This is a genomic window from Thalassoroseus pseudoceratinae (genome assembly GCF_011634775.1).
GTDB classification, from domain to species: domain Bacteria; phylum Planctomycetota; class Planctomycetia; order Planctomycetales; family Planctomycetaceae; genus Thalassoroseus; species Thalassoroseus pseudoceratinae.
Genome location: NZ_JAALXT010000001.1, coordinates 556132 through 575850 on the forward strand (window position 1 = coordinate 556132; position 19719 = coordinate 575850).

The 19719-nt window shown below is 54.5% G+C and carries 7 protein-coding genes and 2 pseudogenes; 3 read left to right on the top strand and 6 right to left on the bottom strand.

The window, feature by feature from the left end; translation table 11 throughout:
• Nucleotides 1-6: 6 nt before the first annotated feature.
• The 4 genes and pseudogenes from G6R38_RS28340 to G6R38_RS02000 all read right to left on the bottom strand — a co-directional run.
• Nucleotides 7-318: pseudogene (locus tag G6R38_RS28340) on the bottom strand (transposase); the annotation flags it as partial.
• An 18-nt stretch (nucleotides 319-336) separates the two neighbouring features.
• Nucleotides 337-864: a transposase family protein gene (locus G6R38_RS01990; RefSeq protein ID WP_166820004.1), complete on the bottom strand. Its 528-nt coding sequence runs from the start codon at nucleotides 862-864 to the stop codon at nucleotides 337-339.
• Nucleotides 865-1228: 364 nt separating this feature from the next.
• Nucleotides 1229-4615: a protein kinase domain-containing protein gene (locus G6R38_RS01995; protein ID WP_166820005.1), complete on the bottom strand. Its 3387-nt coding sequence runs from the start codon at nucleotides 4613-4615 to the stop codon at nucleotides 1229-1231.
• 167 nt (nucleotides 4616-4782) lie between these two features.
• A complete protein-coding gene (locus G6R38_RS02000; RefSeq protein WP_166820006.1) occupies nucleotides 4783-5493 on the bottom strand; it encodes an RNA polymerase sigma factor in 711 nt (236 codons plus the stop codon).
• 429 nt (nucleotides 5494-5922) lie between these two features.
• Between G6R38_RS02000 and G6R38_RS02005 the strand changes: the two genes are divergently transcribed.
• From G6R38_RS02005 to G6R38_RS02015, 3 genes and pseudogenes are all read left to right on the top strand, one after another.
• Nucleotides 5923-10053 (top strand): ELWxxDGT repeat protein, encoded by a 4131-nt coding sequence (locus G6R38_RS02005; RefSeq protein ID WP_166820007.1) that lies wholly within the window; start codon nucleotides 5923-5925, stop codon nucleotides 10051-10053.
• Between the two features lie 300 nt (nucleotides 10054-10353).
• Nucleotides 10354-10485 (top strand): annotated as a pseudogene (locus G6R38_RS28345) (calcium-binding protein); the annotation flags it as partial.
• 12 nt (nucleotides 10486-10497) lie between these two features.
• A complete protein-coding gene (locus G6R38_RS02015; RefSeq protein WP_166820008.1) occupies nucleotides 10498-11541 on the top strand; it encodes a calcium-binding protein in 1044 nt (347 codons plus the stop codon).
• 87 nt (nucleotides 11542-11628) lie between these two features.
• Here G6R38_RS02015 and G6R38_RS02020 read toward each other — a convergent pair whose 3' ends face one another.
• Both G6R38_RS02020 and G6R38_RS02025 read right to left on the bottom strand, forming a co-directional pair.
• Complete coding sequence (locus tag G6R38_RS02020) at nucleotides 11629-11772, bottom strand: hypothetical protein (RefSeq protein WP_166820009.1); 144 nt, start codon at nucleotides 11770-11772, stop codon at nucleotides 11629-11631.
• 170 nt (nucleotides 11773-11942) lie between these two features.
• The gene (locus tag G6R38_RS02025; RefSeq protein ID WP_166820010.1) at nucleotides 11943-19688 is read right to left on the bottom strand and encodes a Calx-beta domain-containing protein; all 7746 of its coding nucleotides are present in this window, start codon (nucleotides 19686-19688) and stop codon (nucleotides 11943-11945) included.
• Between the last annotated feature and the right edge of the window lie 31 nt (nucleotides 19689-19719).

Below are 19719 nucleotides of genomic sequence, written 5' to 3' on the forward strand. Positions count from 1 at the left end.
AATTTGGCGAAGCGATTGTCCCTCATCGCGACGCCGAAGTGCCTCTCGCCAACGGTCATGCCGTTGCTTCTGCTTGGCAGTGGCAGGTGATAAAGCTTCCGCTGGCGTTTCCGTTTCCGAATTGGAATCTGGCGGATTGACAATCGTCGGAGTGAATGCGGCTTTGATTCTCCCTGCGTGGTGATCGAGAAACCGCTCGAGTGCCTCGCGAATGTTGTTGAGCAAATGCCAACGGTCAGCAATCTGTTGGGCCTGGGGAGCCGCTGCGGTCGCCGCCTCGGTGTACGGAGCCCAGCGGTCGCAGCAAAGAACCTCGATTTCCGGGTGCTGCGTTAGCTAGGTCCGCAACTCACTGCCATTACGTCCCGGCAGCAGTTCCAAGACTTCGCTTCGCTCCAGGTCGACGATGATTGTCCCGTACCGCTGTCCCTTCCGAATGGCCCAATCGTCGACCCCAATGATGCGTGGAGCAGGCGTCGAATTCGGACCCGCATTCTTGACCCGACGTAGCAGTGTCGTCGAACTGACGGGCATGCCCAACTTGCCAGCCAAACGAGCCCCTAGTTCAGCACCAAGCGCTAGGCCAATCGTTCGATGGGTATCCGAGAGCCGAGTGGTCGAGTGAGCATGCTTGGCCAGTAATTGCGGGATGAGTTCGCAGAAAACACGACGCAGACAATCGGGATTGCGGCAGAAATAGCGGCGAACCGTCAGGTATAGCCGGACCGGGCGACCTTGAATCGGTAGGTCCCGGGCGGTTCGTGTGTAACGACTATGAATGCGGCTAGATTCCTGACCACAGTCCGGGCAAGTGGCGATCAGTGCCGATGGGCTCAGAAACAACTTAACAAGAGCATCACTCATTTCCACACGGTCCAAACGCAATCCAACGTCGGACGGCAATATGGGTAACAACGTACGCAATCTCCTGTGGTACGTGATCGTAGATCAATCAATACCCCCCATTCTATACACCCCGATTCACCAAGTTTGCCGAAGACCCACTTTCCGACCGTTGTTCACACGTCAATGCGTCTCCGTGGTAACCAACACGCGGCCACATTGGAGCGCATTCCTGTTCGTCGCTGGGCAACGCCGCTCGCAAGGTCTCCGCGGTAATCGAGCCTCCGTACCTTTGCGCGTTCACTTCGATGGAATCGACGCCTTCTTTCTAATGGAGTGGTGCAACACAGACGACTCCATGCGAATCGTCGATCCGTACAAATCGCTACCGAGAGTTTCTCAAGTCCATCGTCATCAGATACCAACAATGCGTCCCGTGTCTTCCTGCGGCAGCGATCGTTTTTGATTCCGGAGAAAAACCAAGATCAATGAATTGCGTGATTGGTGTTTGGATGGCCAACTCGCGATGCAAAGTCGATACGTTGAAGAAGTTAAGGGAGCCAGTGGAACAACCAACCGCTAGCGTCCGCCCGTCCGGTGAAAATGCCACGACATGCGGCAGACCAGTTGCAATTTGAATCGTCTGTTTCAATTGCAAGGTTTTTGCATCCAAGACAGCGATTTCCCCGGAGTCACATGCCGCAGCCAAGAGTCCAGCTGGGGAACAGGCGATGTCGTGGACCCACCCTGACAACGTTGCAGTCGCCTCCTGCTGCCAGATATCTCCGAAACGACAATGAATGATCCCGCCTTCAACAAAGAAGATTCGGCCAGCATAAGACGCCAAAGGGGAACTGACTGATCTCTTACTGGGGGGAAGAATGTTGGTTCGGACGAGTTTTCCTTGCGTGGTGTGGATCAGTTCGATGGCTCTGTCGTCGGTATAGGTGAGGATCCCATTGTCACTAAGAATGTGGCCAGAGAAAATCTTTTCCGCCTTTTTGTCGAGCAGCCGAGTCGACCCGTCTATGTTGATTCGTTTCAGTTGACCAGTGCCGGTTCCGACAATTAGCTGCGATCCATCCCGCGTGGACGTCATGCAGCTGACACCGATCTCAACGTCTGCCAAATTCTTATCATTCGCTGGTTCATTGATGGCGTACGACAGACGGATCTTTGAATCACCCGTCGAAAATGCAAGGGCGCTGTGCGCAGGCGTTGTCGAAAATCGCGAGCCATCGTCCGCGCTTTGATCAATGCTAGGATGTTTCGGGCGGTACCAAGCAAATGTCGGAAATGCCTTCGGAGGAAGTTGGCGGAACTGAACTCCCGAACGTTGCGAACGCTTATGAAGTCTGACGGCACCGTCCGCGTGGGCTGTCGCGATTGAGTCACCGTCGGGAGCGACAGCTAAATGAAAGATAAGAGTTGGGTGCACGCTGTAGGATGCCACGAGTGCAGCGGTCTGCATTTGATGGACAAAAATATTGCCCCGCTCATCGCAGATCGCGACTTCTCCTGCATAGGGAAGCACCGTCATTGCCCTCGCTTTGGCAACCGCGTGTTGTTCGATGACTCGATCCGAGTCGGCAGGTCGCCAGTTTTGAATCAGTGAGAATTGATCGCGAGAGACCGCCGCGATTGTGGAATTGTCGTCAGTGAAATACGCGCGAATTGGTGGATCGCTGGGTAATGCGACCGATGCGACACGCTTCCAGGTATCCGTGTGATAGACGTACACCCGGCTACTGGAGTCACTCGTCAATGCGAGCGATCCGTCGGGCGAAAAGCTTAGCGCGTATTCGTCCGCGATATGTTTCGTTTCGGAGTCAAGACGAACGATCCACATGTTACGGATGTCGTGAGTGAATGTCGTGGCCAATACCACTTGGTTATTAGGAGATACAAGCACCCGCGAAATGGGTTGAGAAAGTTCGAGCAGCGTCTCCAGAGGCAATCCCGTCGAAACGTCCCAGCGTCGTAGCGTTCCATCGTCCGAGACACTAAAAAGTTGGTTTCCGTTGGAACTGAAAGCGACGCAGTTGACTTCATCGGTATGTCCCTTGAGTCGATGGGAGATCTCGTGTCGCTCACGATTCCAAATGACAATCGAACTGTCTTCGCTTGCTGACGCGAGCCAACGACCGCAATCCGAGAAGGCAACGTGATAGACATTGCCGTCATGGCGATAAAGCACGGGAACCTCATCGGTGACCAGTCGCTTGAGAACGCGATGTGCAAAACTTTGATTCGGCTCTGTCGAAACCTCGTTTAGCAATCGGTCTGCTCTCGGTAGGTTGCCGTTTCTCCACGCATCACCTGCGTGCTGAATTGTGCTGGAATAACGGACTCGATTTGTGGCCTCATCGGCCGAATCCGGTGGCAACGACCTTTGCGTTGGGTTTTCTCGGGATGATGTTGTGACAATCGCTGGATTTGGGGCGATTTGTGGACGCTTCGACACTTCCGTGGGGAAGAGCTTAGTAAATGAAAATGCGACCAACGTCATCAATGCGATGGACGCGAAGAACCACACCACTTTGCGTCCAAATCGTCGATGCAATGTCGAATGGACTTTGGGGTGCTGTTCGTCGAATTTCTGGAGTTGGTCAGCAAATTCGCCAGCGGTTGCAAATCGCCGTGATTGCTTTTTGGCCGACGCCCGACAAACGATTCGGTTCAGTTCTGGAGCGAGACTTGGCACGACATGGTGCATTGGTGTCATTTGACCGGATTGAATTCGGCGAAGGAGGTCGGCTGCGCTGCGACCATCGTAAGCCGGACGGCCCACGATCATTTCGTAGAATGTTAGTGCCAATGAATAGATATCGTGACTGCTTCCAGAAGTCCGAACCTTTGATCGAACTTGTTCCGGCGGGAGATACCGGATCGTTCCCAGGATCTCTCCGTCTTTTGTCAGGTCAGATTCTTCTCCGAGGGCCACTAAGCCAAAATCAGCGATTCGCAGCCGGCCAGTTGTATCAACAAGCAAGTTTGCAGGTTTGATGTCCCGATGCGCGATTCCCTGTTGATGAGCATAATCTAGCGCTTGAGCAGCCTGGGACATAAAGTCGATCGCCGGTCCAATCGCGATGGCTTGGGGATTGAATGCGGACCGTAGTTTCTCCGCAAGTTGCAATGTCTGTCTATCGACCTGCATAGGGGCGTTCAATGCGAGCAGGATTTCTGCAATTGAACATCCAATCACACGTTCCATAGCATAATACGCGAAGCCGTCTTCCTCTCCGCAGATTAATACCCGAACAATTCCTGGATGCAGGAGGGATGCGGCTACTTTGGACTCACGACGAAAACGCTCCGCGATACGGGAGTCTGTCATTGCGTTCGGCCAAAGCACTTTCACGGCGTACGCAGGTTCGATACTTGAAGGCGACTCACGGTCATGCTCTTCGGAGATGTCTTCGGCCGCAAAGACAACACCCATCGCCCCCCTACCGAGTTCCTGAAGGAGGCGGTAGCGTCCCAGCCGCTGCGGAAACCCCGTCAGTGACCGAGGCTTTCCGAACGCAACGCAACGATTCACCAACGCGACGTACTCTGGCTCGTCGCTGAAATCAAAGCCGTTTGTGTCTGTCGACGCAGTCAACAAGTTGCCGAGTGGATCGAGTTGCCGGATGGTGGAATCGCAAACGTCACAATCGGCAAAATGCGCTTCGAGTTCGACGGCGACATGGTCATTGAGCTGACCTTGCAAGTAAGCAAGGACTTCATGTGATTTGGGGCATTCTTCGACTGATTGCTCGTTATTCACTGTTCCGTCCGCGACAAAGGCTGGTTCGCAAGCTGAACTTGAACCTCTTCAAAGTGGAACGCGGCAGCATAACGCGAGTAATTCTGACACAGAGTCATTGAGGGGGTGCGAGATGACTGCTACCGTTCGGGAATGCTCACCGGTGTCGCGAGACATTTCCGTGCATATCAGTGATTTCCAGTGCTGACATTTCCGGCTGAATGACGATCAACAGTGCACGAGGAAGACGGCTCGATCTCCGGTTCGAGAATTTCGCGATACTCGTTGCGGAGGCAGCGAAGGACTCGATACTTGGCTTGCCGTACCGCGGCCACTGTCATCCCTTGATCAAGGGCGACATCCTCCGCCGACGCGCATCCAATTGCAGTCCTCTGAAAAGCAGTCCATGTTTGCGGAGCGAAGCGTTGTTCGAGCAACCGCAACACCTCACGAAGGATCAGAACGCGTTCGTCGCACTGGTGAGTTTGCTCGACAGCCAAATCCGCCGGTCGAGCACTCTCATCATTCGAAGGGAGAGCATGAAGACGACCGAGCGCTGTGCTGCCGCCGACTCCATCGAGTTCCTTGGTTGACTGACGATAAAAGTCGTGAATCGCATTCCGCGAAATAGTGCGTAGCCACCCCCGAAACGTCTGCCCTTCTTGATCTCTGCGAAATTTCGGCAACGCGACAAAGACCGATGTGAAGATGTTCTGAGCCACGTCAGCCGCATCGATTTTGCTTAAACCGCGTCGTCGGCACCACGACCACACAAGTGGGCCGTAAACACGTACCAATTCGCGCCAGGCATCTTCATCGTTCGCTTTAACACGGCCGAGCAAACTCAGCGACGTGAGATCCGTGACAGTGGATGGTACCGCGGAAGGACGTTGATGCACGGTCATAGTCGAGGCGTGACGGTAGGCAGATATGAACAATTCTCAGCGGTCAGGCTATTCATAGTCATTCTTCGGGAACTGACTCTTGTCATTAGACGAGGATTACCCAGCATTGTCCAGGAAAAATCAGTACTTGGCAAAGTCTTAACCGTGAGCATTGAGCTGAATAGAGCACTCGAAACCTTGAGGAACCGCGTTTTTTTCTCAATCGCGTTATGCCGGCACGTTCCACATCAGTGAGGGGGATTTCGGTGCAGACACCTCAACCGAAACCTCATCGAAGCGAGGCGACGAACACCGAGGCAGACAACAGATTTACGAACTCCTCAAGCATTCGGGAATCAAATGCAACAACAAGACTGGCTTCAATCTGCGGACTGTGCGTCTAGTAATTCTAGTCCTTTGATCCCATGGCCGAAAAGCGTCTATATGACGATACAGAAGTTTTGGTCCACTGTACTTTCTCAGATTGGCAACCATGGGAATTCTGGTCGCCGCCGCCATTCGCCTCTTACCCGAGTGATTGACGTGCTCGAAGACCGCACGCTGCTTAGCGGGGTTCAACCTCAACTCGTCAAGGACATTAATCCGGGAAGCGACGGTTCAGTGAACTTCGGTTCGGAGTTGACCAACGTGAACGGCACGCTCTTCTTCACCGCCGATGACGGCACGAACGGGGAGGAACTGTGGATGTCCGACGGGACCGTCGCCGGCACCGTTTTGGTCAAAGACATCAATCCGGGAAGCGGCAGTTCGGTCAACTTGATTTCGGAGTTGACTAACGTGGGTGGCACGCTCTTCTTCCGCGCCGACGACGGCATCAATGGCCGGGAACTGTGGATGTCCGACGGGACCGCCGCCGGCACCGTAATGGTCAAAGACATCAATCCGGGCGGCAACAGCTCGTGGCCCAACAATTTGACCAACGTGGACGGCACGCTCTTCTTCACCGCCGTCGACGGCACGAACGGGGAGGAACTGTGGATGTCCGACGGGACCGCCGCAGGGACCGTAATGGTCAAAGACATCAATCCGGGAACCGGCCATTCGGTCGACTTCAATTCGGAGCTGATCAACGTGGACGGCACGCTCTTCTTCACCGCCGACGACGGCACGAACGGGGAGGAACTGTGGATGTCCAACGGGACCGCCGCGAGCACCGTTTTGGTCCAAGACATTCGTCCGGGAGGCGGCAGTTCGGAGCCCACCAATTTGACCAACGTGGACGGCACGCTCTTCTTCAGCGCCAACGACGGCGCCAACGGCCGGGCACTGTGGCAGTCCGACGGGACCGGGACCGCCGCGGGCACCATGTTGGTCAAAGACATCCAACCGGGAACCGACAATGCGTTCATCTTTGGTGAGTTGACTAACGTGGACGGCACGCTCTTCTTCCGCGCCGATGACGACACCAACGGCCGGGAACTGTGGATGTCCGACGGGACCGCCGCGGGCACCGTTTTGGTCAAAGACATCAATCCAGGAAGCGAAAGTTCGTTCCCTGATGACTTTATCAACGTAGACGGCACGCTCTTTTTCGCCGCCAACGACGGCACCAACGGGGACGAATTGTGGATGTCCGACGGGACCGCTGCGGGCACCGTTTTGGTCAAAGACATCAATCCAGGAGCCGGTGGTTCGGTGCAATCCGACCCGCAGTTGACCAACGTGGGCGGCACGGTCTTTTTCGCCGCCATCGACGGCACGAACGGGGAGGAACTGTGGATGTCCGACGGGACCGCTGCGGGCACCGTATTGGTCCAAGACATCTTACCGGGATTCCTCGGTTCGGAGCCCGATGTGTTGACCAACGTGGACGGCACGCTCTTCTTCGTCGCCAAAAACTTTTCAGACGGCCTTGAACTGCACCGTTTGACTGAAACGGCGGACCTGTCCATCGACGACGTGACTCAGGACGAAGACGCCGGGGCGATGACCTTCACCGTCACACTGGATTGCCCGCTGAGCACCGACGTGACGGTCGATTACGCTACCGCCCTAGATTCGGCCGAAGCGGACGACTTTACCGCCGTGATGGATTCGGTCACGATTCCCGCCGGTGAGACCTCAATGACGTTCACTGTGGACGTGACCGCCGATGGCACGGTGGAAGCTGACGAACAATTCTTCGTGAATCTATCCAACCCCCAAGGTGGCGGGGCCAGTGTCACGATCGCGGACGATCAGGGCGTGGGTACGATTCTCAACGACGATGCCGCCACGCTCTCGATCGACGATGTGACCCAAGATGAAGACGCCGGGGCGATGACCTTCACCGTCTCGCTGGACGCCGCCGTCGACGAGGACGTGAGCGTGGATGTCGCCACCGCCCCAGATTCGGCCGAAGCCGACGACTTCATCGCCGTGATGGATTCGATCACAATTCCCGCCGGCGAGACCTCAATGACGTTCACTGTGGACGTGACCGCCGATGGCACGGTGGAAGCTGACGAACAATTCTTCGTGAATCTATCCAACCCCCAAGGTGGCGGGGCCAGTGTCACGATCGCGGACGATCAGGGCGTGGGTACGATTCTCAACGACGATGCCGCCACGCTCTCGATCGACGATGTGACCCAAGATGAAGACGCCGGGGCGATGACCTTCACCGTCTCGCTGGACGCCGCCGTCGACGAGGACGTGAGCGTGGATGTCGCCACCGCCCCAGATTCGGCCGAAGCCGACGACTTCATCGCCGTGATGGATTCGATCACAATTCCCGCCGGCGAGACCTCAATGACGTTCACTGTGGACGTGACCGCCGATGGCACGGTGGAAGCTGACGAACAATTCTTCGTGAATCTATCCAACCCCCAAGGTGGCGGGGCCAGTGTCACGATCGCGGACGATCAGGGCGTGGGTACGATTCTCAACGACGATACCGCCACGCTCTCGATCGGCGATGTGACCCAAGACGAGGACGCCGGGGCGATGACCTTCACCGTCTCGCTGGACGCCGCCGTCGACGAGGACGTGAGTGTGGACGTCGCCACCGCCCCAGATTCGGCCAAGGCGGACGACTTCACCGCCGTGATGAATTCGATCACGATTCCCGCCGGTGAGACTTCGGTGACGTTCAACGTGGACGTGACCGCTGACGGCACGGTGGAAGCCGACGAACAATTTTTTGTGAATCTGTCCAACCCTCAAGGTGGCGGGGCCAACGTCACGATCGCCGACAATCAGGGCGTGGGCACGATTCTCAACGACGATACCGCCATGCTCTCGATCGGCGATGTGACCCAAGACGAAGACGCCGGGGCAATGACCTTCACCGTCTCGCTGAACGCCGCCGTCGACGAGGACGTGAGCGTGGACGTCGCCACCGCCCCAGATTCGGCCGAGGCGGACGACTTCACCGCCGTGATGGATTCGGTCACGATTCCCGCCGGTGAGACTTCGATGACGTTCACTGTGGAGGTGACTGCCGACGGCACGGTGGAAGCCGACGAACAGTTCTTTGTGAATCTGTCCAACCCCCAAGGTGGCGGGGCCAGCGTCACGATCGCCGACAATCAGGGCGTGGGCACGATTCTCAACGACGACTCCACAACGCCGCCGCCACAACTGATCGATCAACCCCTCAACCAAACGGCAATCAACGGTAGCTTCCGGCATGTCGTCAGCGGGAATTTCGACAGCGTGCCGGCCGAAGCGGGCATTGCGGACGATCTTTTCTTCTGGGACCCTGTCGCGGGGATTAATCGCTTCGTCTTCGGCGACGGGAGCATGTCAACGAACACCGTGCCCTTGCCATTGCTCAATGGCAATGACTTCACGCAGGTACTCGCGGGCTACTTCGACGGTGGCAACGGGACCGACTTATTCTTTTGGAATCCTAGAACGGGACGCAATCGACTCGTGCATGGTGAAGGGGGAGTCGAGACGAATGTAATCGATCCGCCAGCTATCAACGGCAACGATTTCAGCACCATGGTCGCTGCGAACCTCGACAACAATGGGCCGGAGGATTTATTCTTCTGGGATCCCCGCTCAGGACGCAACCGGATCGTGCACTACACTGCAGCGAATCTCGGCAGCGACACAGGCGTCGGCGCGATTCAGACGAATGTCGTCCCCACAACAGCGCTCAATGGGAATAGCTACCAATCGGTGCATGTTGGCGAGTTCATCGCGGGTGGAAGTCAGTTGCCAGAGTTGATGTTTATCAGTCTGGCCACCGGAGCCAACCGCATTGTGGAGCTGTCGTCGAACGCTGGACTCCAGACCGGTTTTTCCAACTTCCGTAACAATGTGTTACCGCCGAGTGCATTTAATGGGTCCGACTTTTCCCAGATCGCCATCGGCAACGTCAACCAGGATGGCTTGGATGATGTGTTCGCTTGGGCTGCCGGCCGAGGCCGTAATCGGGTGGCACTGACCAATCCCAATCCCAGCAGTTTGTCGACGGTTGAAACGAATCCGGTCAATCCCGGTGCCATCAACGGCGAATACGACCATGTCGTCCGCCTGACCGATCAAGTCTTCAGCAATAGCCTTACCGACAGCTTCTTCTTCTGGGACGAAATTACCGGTCGGAACCGCCGAGCGTCTGCCTGATCGGCAGCGATCCGCCAAATCACATCGGAATTCACGATCTGTTGCTGAAAGAACCGTTAGCCCGAAACTTCATCTGCTGATGCGTGCTGAGTCGTTGGGTTACATGTATTTGAAATCAGCGTAAGGACCGCTTCCCCGACAGCGGGTGTGGGCAATGCGTGGCGGACGGGGTACGGGCCGTTAGAACGGAGTAAGATCAGCTGGTATTAAAAAAAAAATGACTCAGTGGCTGTGCGGAACAGGGACTAATATGGGCAACTCGTCGAGAGATGGAAACCCACGCGGCAGACCGACGGGAACGATACAGTCTATGGGGGAACCGGCAAGGATCTGCTGCAAGGTGACGACGGCGACGACAGGCTAATCGGCGGTGACGGGGATGACGCCCTTAACGGCGGCATCGGACGCGATACCCTCTCTAGGGGATATGGCAACGACCGTCTGATGGTCGACTTCGAACGCGGCGTCGTGGGTATTGAGGATACGGTCTCCGGCGATCTGGACCAAGATACCTCTTCGGTGCTTGGCTCGCGCGGCGACGATCACATGGTCTTGCGACAACTCGGTCCGCAATTCTTCGTGGTCGATCTGCTCAACGAAGCCGGCGAGGTCACGCGGCAAACCACGTTCACATTGCCGTCCGACGTCGAGCGGCTCGCGCTGGAAGGCGGAACTGGAGACGATCGCATCGAGGTCGGTCACGGCGTTACGAGGAACGTCGTACTTATTGGCGGAGCAGGCAACGACTTCCTGCTGGGGGGAGCGGGTCGCGACTGGCTCATCGGCGACGATATTGCCGATTCGTCCCTCTACGGAAATCGCTCGCCGCGTGCTGCAGTGCAACCGGTTTTCAAACCGACCCTGGGTACGTCCGATGGAAACGATGTGCTCGATGGTGGGGCCGGTGACGATGTGCTCGAAGGTGGCCTGGGCAGCGATTACTTAAATGGCTGCGAAGGGAACGACACGCTTTACGGCCAGGACGGCGAGGACTTTCTTTACGGCGGCGAGGGCCGAGATAATCAGTACGGCGGTGCTGGGGACGACTATCTCGAAGCTGGCGAAGGTTTGCTCGGGGATCTGCTCTATGGCGAAGATGGAAACGAGCTAATGGTGGGTGGCGCCGGGGCCGACGTGCTCTCCGGCGGCGACGGCCAAGACCGGCTGTTCGGCGGCGGTCTGCTCGATATGCTATCGGGCGGTGACGACGACGACCTACTCGTCGGCGAAGCCGGTCGCGACTTCCTTTTCGGCGGCGATGGAGAAGACGATCTGTATGCCGGCTTCAATCGCGACGCGCGTATCGCGGAGGGTCTCGACCCTGGGACAATTCCCGTCGACGACGTCAACTGGCTCGCGCAGTACGACGACTTGCTCAGCCGTGAGCGGGAAGTGTTCAATGAGGTCGTCGAACTCGAAACGGAACAATCCGCCAAGGAAGAGCGTCGCGACGCGTTGCTTGCGTTACAAATCCGCACCACCGAATAGGAAATCGAGCTGGAGCAACTCGAAACGGAAATTGATCGGTTGGAATGGAAGATCGTCAGCGCCAGCAATAGACTGGCCGTGTTTAATTTATTGCAGATCGATGTGATTCCGGGACAAACGGTCCACGTTGACACACTCGACGGCGGCGGCAGCGATCGGCTCTTCGGCAGCGAGTTCGTCGACAACTTGCAAGGCGGCGACGACGATTTTCTTTACGGCCACCCAAGTCATCCAAACCTTCATGAATCGTCAGGATTTCCAGAACCTATCATACCAAACATCCTTTGCTAAAACCGATTGATGTTCCCCTGGTACTTACGCACAAACTGACTTAGATCCGAAACTCTTAGAGTCACTATTCCATGACCAAATCCAACGTTCCCAAGTCATATGTGTCCATATTAGAGATGACTGACACGATTGTTGCCCGTTCGTGGGTCCCAGAAAAACAACTCGTCACGGAATTCGGAGCTAAAGAGTTGGTCTGTTAGACGGACAAGATGCGAAAATTCGCCGTTGATACTATTCCGCGGGATGAAATTGGTTCGAATTTGCCCGGATGAGTTCGGTGTGAGATTCACCAATCCCACTCGATTGTCTCCGGGACCTGGACGCCACGAGAATACGTCATCAATCCCATCACCATTAAGGTCGGCAAGTTCAATTTTTTCGTAGATCGAACCATTGAATGCTCTGGGATCTAAATTGTTGGTGACTTGGCCAGAAAACACTGATTCTACGCCGGCAGCCACCAAGTCAAATGTAATGATCCGATTTCTTCCCGTGCTAAGGTTGAAGAACAACAACTCAAAAATACCGTCTCCATCAAATTGCCCAGCGTGCACGGTTTCAAAATCTCCACCATTGAGCAACGTGTGATTGACAATGTTGTTCTGGACATTGCCTCCCCGACTTTCTAAGCCAGCTTGGACCACATCAATGTGCACAAGCCGGTTCCTACCACTTAGAGGACTCCAGAAAAACAAGTCTTCTGGACCGCCTCCGTCAAAGTCGGCGACAACGAATTGCTGAAAGTCGTTACCATTGATTTCCGTTGGTGAGATGATATTAGTCTCAAAAGTTGTGGAGACACGCGAATTCTGGGAATTCGTGTGAAAGAGGCGATTCTTGCCAGTAAACGGGTTCCAGAAAAACAAATCGTCCCCGCCACTCCCGTCAAAGTCCCCGACAATTGCCTCGAAGAAATCGTTGCCGTTGATGGAATTCGGTGCGATCGGATTGTCTTGAAACTCTCCCGTACCAAAGACCAATCGCGTTTTACCGGAATCAGGATCCCAGAAGAGTAAGTCGTCGTCTCCGTTACCCACTTGATCAAAGTTTCCAGTCAGGACAACTTCGAAGATTCCGTTGATCACGGAAGGATTCAAGTAGCTATTGCGAACTTCCACATTGTTATCGTGAATGTCAGTGATGTCATCGTCAATGATGTCATCGTCAATGATGTCATCGTCAATGATTGTGCCAGTTGCAACCGCATTTACGAAGATGACCTGTTCGGATGAGTTGTTGTTCGGGTCGAGAATGAATTGGAATGTTTCGTCTGACTCGATGAACTCATCGGATGTGACGTCGACTTCCACCTCCGCAAAAGTGAGCCCTGCCGGGATCGTCAATGTGCCGGAGAGCGGTGTGAAGTCGTTAGCCCCCGCAGTTTGGTTGGCCGTTGCGTACGGGATCACAAGGTCAACCTCAAGAGGAGTGTTGATCTGGACAGAGAATTTAAGACGTGGCAATCGCTCGGTTTGGGCGACATCAGCTACTGACACCTCAACAGTATCATCATTGCGGATCGTACCAATCCCGCGTGAATCTGAGATTGAAACGTTGCGACCCGCGGCTTGAAGCTCAGACAGCTCTAAGGAAAATTGTTCGTCGAGTTCAAATGTCGTATCTGCAATCGATGCAATGCGGACCGCAGTATCGCGTTCTCCGGCGGGGATTGTCACAGTCCCTGTTAATGGACTGAAGTCATTCTCCGATGCTGTTCCGGCCAGGGTTGCAAAATTGACGGTTAACTCATGGTCGACAACCTCATCGAGTTCAATAGTAAATTCGATCGCCCCTTCATCTTCGTTACCGCTGCCGTCCAGAATCCGAAGAGTAGCGGAGTCATCATTGCGAATTGTGCCAACCGCGCGATCGTCGATAATCTGAACCGTTCCACCGTGTGCTGAAACACTAACGAGATTGACGGCGACTAACTCATCAGCTTCAACGACAGAATCATTTGCGATATCGAAAGTGATCCGTGCCGATTGTTGACCTGCTGGGATCGTGAGTGTTCCTGAGAGCAAACTAGCATCGTTCTGATCCGCGGTTATCAATTCGGTTTGGTAGCCAACGTTGATTGCTTCTTCGCTGGCATGATCAAGTGTAACGACAAATACGAGCGGGCCGGCGTCTTCCAAAGTCGACGCGTCGGCAATACCGACTAGCCCCGAGTCCTCGGAACGAATCGTCCCAGTGCCGCGGTCGTCCGTTAATTGAATGTTGCGACCACCGGCTTGCAGATTTGCCAACTGCAAGTAAAACTGCTCGTCGGCCTCGAGTAGTTCGTCATTGACAAGCGTGACCGAGATCAGTGTGGAGAGGCTTCCAGCAGGGATTGTAGCCATGTCCGCGACGGCTACGATGTCAGAGCTCGAGGCCGTGTCGAAGACAGTGGAATAGTCAATCGTGACATCGGCATCTGAGACCTCGCTAATTTCGATCGTAAACGTGATTTCACCATTGTTCTCGAACTCGAAAGAGTCTCCAATTCGTACGGTTGCCGAATCGTCGTCTTGAATCAAGCCGAACGCTTGATCTTCTTCGAAGACTACACGACGATTTTGCACATTGATGTTGCTTAACTGAACGAGGTAACGTTCGGTTGTTTCAACAATGGAGTCGTCCGTAATACTTACCTGGAAGTCGGCGGATGTTTGCCCCGCGACAATTGTGAGTGTCCCGCTCGTAGAGACGAAATCGTTGTTGTTAGCGGTGTCGAAGCTCGTCTGATAATCGATGTTTACATCAACGTCGAGTGCCTGATCGATTTGCACAGCCCATGTCATCACGCCGTCGTCTTCACTGCCCGACAATTCGCTAATCGACACACGTGCGTCAGTGCCGCCATCAAGGATTGTCCCGATCGCACGGGAATCGCCAATGGATGCATTTCGACCGCCAGCTTGCATATTAGAAAGTTGGACCGCAAACTGCTCGTCTCCTTCAGCGATCCCATCTCGAAGGATTTCAACATCAAATGTCATGTTCTGAGTATTCGCAGGGATCGTCAAGGTTCCACTGACCGGAACAAAATCTTGCTCACTCGCCGTTCCAGCCTCTGTCACGTAGTCAACGGTCACACTTTGATCAATTAGATTCGAAAGTGAGACCGTGAAGGTCATGTTTTCGGCTAGCTCTGCCTCGCTTTCATTCGCAATAGTCAGCAAGGCCTCGTCATCGTTTCGAATGGTCCCAACACCGCGGTCGCCGACAAGGCTGACATCAAGGCCTTGGGGCTGCAAGTTGCTAAGGATTACTTCGAACTGCTCATTCCCTTCAACCAAGTCATCGGCACTCACATCGACGACGATTGTCTTCTTGGTCTCGTTCGCCTCGAATGTCAGTTGGCCACTCGTGCTACTGTAGTCGTTTGAACTTGCTGAAATTGAACTCGTCTGAAAGTCCACAGTGACTTCCCCTTCAACGGCATTGTCCAGCGTAACTTGAAAAGTAATTGTCCCCTCGTCTTCAATTTCGAGTTCATCGCTAATCGAAAGTCGTGCCGAGTCATCGTCGCGTATCTCACCAGTCGCTTGGAGATTTCCAAGCAAAACCTGCCGACCGGAAGCACTCACGTTTTCAAGGTTGAGCGAGAAATGTTCCGTTTGCTCAACGATTGAATCTTGTGTGATACTCACGACGATGTCCACCGACGTTTGACCAGCGTCGATTCTGAATGTGTCGCTGATTGGTGTGAAGTCCTCCAGCTCAGCAGTACCAATCTCAGTGGCAGCATCGAAGGTTAAATCAACATCGAGCGGTTTCGTGAGTGTGGCTTGAAAAGTCATTGTTTGTTGATCTTCGTCGACATCTCGATCGGTAATTGATAACACTGTTACGTCGTTATCGCTGATTGTTGCGGTGCCTTGCGACTTACTGATCGAGACCAAACGCTCAGCGGCTTCTAAATTGGAGAGGTTTACGACAAATTCTTCGTCGTCCTCAACCGTCATATCGTCGGCAATCGGAATGATAATCTCACCGGATGTCATTCCAGCCGGGATGTCTAGCGTCCCATTCGTTGCGGTGAAATCGCCCGCAGTTGCGGAACCGCTTGCTGTGGCGAAGTCGACTGAGATATCAGTGTCGACGGCTTGGTCTTGGCCCAGCGACACAATGAATTTCACGTTGCCTGCATCTTCATCCACTTCAACATCATTGATTGAGATCTGTGCGGCATCATCGTTCTTAATTGTGCCAACTCCCGGCTCCACATCAATCGAGACATCGCGGCCGTTGGCAACCAGGTTCGACAATCTCACCAAGAACGTCTCATCCAGTTCAGTGAGGTCGTCGGCAGTCGGTGAGATCGTGATCGACTTTGGGACCGCACCAGCAGAAAAAATCAATTCGTCTGTGACTTCCGTGAAATCATTCGCCGAAGCAGTTTGCCCTGTTAAATCGGTTGCGTAGCTAACGCGTGTCTCGACATCGACCGGATGATCAAGCGAGATTTCGAATGTGAGGTTGCCATCGTCTTCATTGCCCGTTTCACTAGTAATTGTGAACGTTGAAGCATCGTCATTCTCAATGGTCCCCTTACCTTGGAAACCAGCCACCGTGACGTTTTGAGAATTGAAGTTGAAGTTCGACAATACAATGAAGAACTCTTCGTCGAGTTCCGTAATTTGATCACCGCGCACTTGCAAGGTGATTTTGCGTTCGTCACTACCGGCGGCAATAGTGCCATTGTCCCCCACCGTGAAGAGGACATCATTCACAAAGTCCGAAGCATCGGCGGTGCCGGCAACGGCATTAATGTCAAAGAACACGTCCTGATCAAGTGCTTGGTCGAGGGTTACCAGGAACGTAATTTCCGTCATGCCCGAATCGCCTTCAACGACAGCGATCGCATCACCGATATTCAACCGTGCGAGTGTGAAACCGCTGGTCCCCGAACCCTCTCGGAGAAAACTCGTACCATCGTCATCGAAAAAGGAAACCAGGAACTTTTTTTGCGAGCCATTGTTGGAGGTCTCCGAAGCGGTTGCGCTCGCGGAGGGAGCAGGCGCCGGAAGATCCAAGACGAAAACTAACAAATCGCGCGACGTGCCTTCACCGAATACACTATTCGCGGCGTCAATTGTTCCCGAAACTCCCACACCGGCCTGGCCGAATGTCGCGGCGCCGATATCGATGTTGGTACCGTCATCGTAGCCACGACTCAGTACGACGTAGGCTCCGTTGCCGATGGAAACCACTCCTTCGCCGACTTGATCTTGGGGCGACGATCCTACCAGACTGTTGAATTGCGTAATCTCGCCTTTTACGCCCATTGTGCCATCTCCGTAGGTTGCGGCACCCGCATCCGCAATATTGCCGTTATCCCAAGCCGATGAACGAACGACATAATTCCCATCAGGCAGTGGAACGACGCTATCAATGTTCTTACCAAGTTCATCCCGGGTTGAGCTTCCGACGAGACTATTGCTTTCGCTGATCGCTCCTGTGATTCCTGCTGTTCCGCTACCGAATGTCACCGCACCGGCGTCAACAATTCCTGCATTGTCCCAGCGTGAAGTACGAAGCACAAAGTTTCCGTTCGTCAGCTCGACAACATTCGTATTTACCAAACCCACTCGGTCGTTGGCCGTGGATCCCACCAGGCTGTTCGACTCACCCACAACGCCAGAGACTCCCGTGGTACCACTTCCGAACGTCACCGCGCCAGCGTCTGCCTCACCGGAATTATCCCAATTCGGGCTAAGGACCAAATAGTTGCCGTTGGATAGCAAGGCGATGTTATCCAGTCCAACCCCGATGCGGTCATTGGCCGACGCCCCAACGAGACTATTGCCGACGGTAATTGGTCCGATCGCTGGGGAATTGCTATCGATAAAGGTCACTGCGCCGACATCAGCGATTGAACCGCTATCCCAACTGGGACTGAGCGCAATAAAATTCCCAGTCGACAATGGTTGAATGTGCTGGCCCACCATGTCGCCGGCCGTGGAGCCAACGAGACTGTTCGAACTCGAAATGACACCTACGGTACCGTTCGCCCCATCACCGACTGTGACCGCGCCCACATCCACGGTTGAACTGTCGTCCCAAGTCGGCACGGCAACCACATAGTCTCCGTTACTCAGTGCGAAGATGTTCTCACCAACGCGGTCATCCAATGTCGAGCCGACGAGGCTATTGGTGGAATCAAGAACTCCTTTCAGTGGGACGCTAGCCGATCCGAAAGTCACCGCTCCCGCGCGAAGTGCACCGTCATGCTGGAAATTGGGGCTGGCGGCAATGTAATTGCCGTTGCTGAGATCAAGAATCTCCCCGTCCCCGACGCGATCGGCTTCGTTGGCACCGACAAGGCTATTCGCGGCTGATACAACTCCTTCAGTTCCGTTCGTCCCATCACCAAGCGTGATTGCCCCGCGTTCACCATTCCAGTCGGGGCTTGCAACCACATAGTTGCCATTGCTCAACGGCATCACACCGCCACTACCAATTGCATCGCTAGATTGCCCACCGATTAAACTGTTTGTTTCCGAAACTTGCCCGACAATTCCCGAAGTTCCGCTAGCAAATGTCACTGCACCATTACCGAAGTCAGAGCCAATGTCCACGCTAGGACTGACGATGACATAGTTTCCGTTCGCTAATTCGACAATACCCCCGCTTCCAACGAGGTCAACCGAGTCCCGTCCGACGAAACTATTGCTCTGCGAAACCAGTCCGGTCACCCCATTGGGGCCTCCAAATGTCACCGCACCAACCGAAGAATGCGTTGCGGAATCCCATCCGTCACTAACAACAACATAATTGCCGTTGGACAACGGAAAAATCTTCTCACCCACAAAATCATTTTCTGAATTTCCAATCAGGCTATTGGCTGCACTGACTGTGCCCACTACTCCCGTGGTTCCGCTGCCGAATGTGACTGCTCCCACACTGTTGGTTGACCCATTATCCCAAAAGGCATCCTCGACGAGATAGTTTCCATTCGCGAGTGTGATGATGTCGCCAAGGCGATTCGCCGCCGTCCCAACGAGACTGTTTTCGCTACTAATGCTGCCAGTGCCCCCAAGGTCACCGTCGCCAAAGGTGATCGCCTCGACGGTATCGCCTTGATCGTTTTGCCACGAGGTCGATTGTACAACAAAATTTCCAGTGGTCGGTAACTCGATGATGCTGCCAAAGCCAACCTCATCGTCCGCTGTGGAGCCGATGAGGCTATTGTTTTCAGTCACGATACCTGCAACACCAGTGATGCCGTCGCCGAATGTCAAGGCCCCAGCATCTTCGATCCCTCCGCGATCCCAGAACGGACTACGAACAAGATAGTTGCCATTTGAAAGGATAAACACGTCGAACCCAACATTGTCGCCAACGGCCGAACCGACCAAGCTGTTCTGCGGACTGACAACACCAGATACACCCGTTTCTCCATCCCCAAAAGTAACAGCACCAGCATTGATCTGGCCGTTTCTGTCGACTGACGGGCTCAAAATGATAAAGTTACTGTTGCCAACTTCAAACAACGAAACATCGGGATCACCTAGACCGCCGACTTGCCCAATTCTGTCAAAATCATCCGCACCGAGTAACGTGCTGATGACATCGCCGGTTTCGCCGTCAAACAGATAGACAGCCCCAGCATCGGTTCCACCGGCGTCGTCTCCGGGAGCGGTAACGACGACGTTGCCATTGCTGAGGACCAGCACAGATTCCCCGAAACGGTTTCCGTCCGACGGATTCGGGTCAACAAAACCAGCCAAGAGCGTGCGGTCTTCCAGAACTTCCGCCGCGATCAGTCGTTCATACCCCACACGCCGACGTCGCACCCGTCGTTCAAGTGGGCGAGCATCGACAGCCCGGGAAACGATACGATTCAACCAGCGAAACCTGCGCACGGCTAATCTCCGGCAACTTGATGTGTGTGTG

Bases quoted from the DNA above. Each gene is read 5' to 3' on its own strand.
- G6R38_RS01990 (WP_166820004.1), bottom strand. From the start codon at position 864: ATGAGTGATGCTCTTGTTAAGTTGTTTCTGAGCCCATCGGCACTGATC.
- G6R38_RS02020 (WP_166820009.1), bottom strand. From the start codon at position 11,772: ATGACTTGGGTGGCCGTAAAGAAAATCGTCGTCGCCGCCTTGCAAGTT.
- G6R38_RS02005 (WP_166820007.1), top strand. From the start codon at position 5,923: ATGACGATACAGAAGTTTTGGTCCACTGTACTTTCTCAGATTGGCAAC.
- G6R38_RS02015 (WP_166820008.1), top strand. From the start codon at position 10,498: ATGGTCGACTTCGAACGCGGCGTCGTGGGTATTGAGGATACGGTCTCC.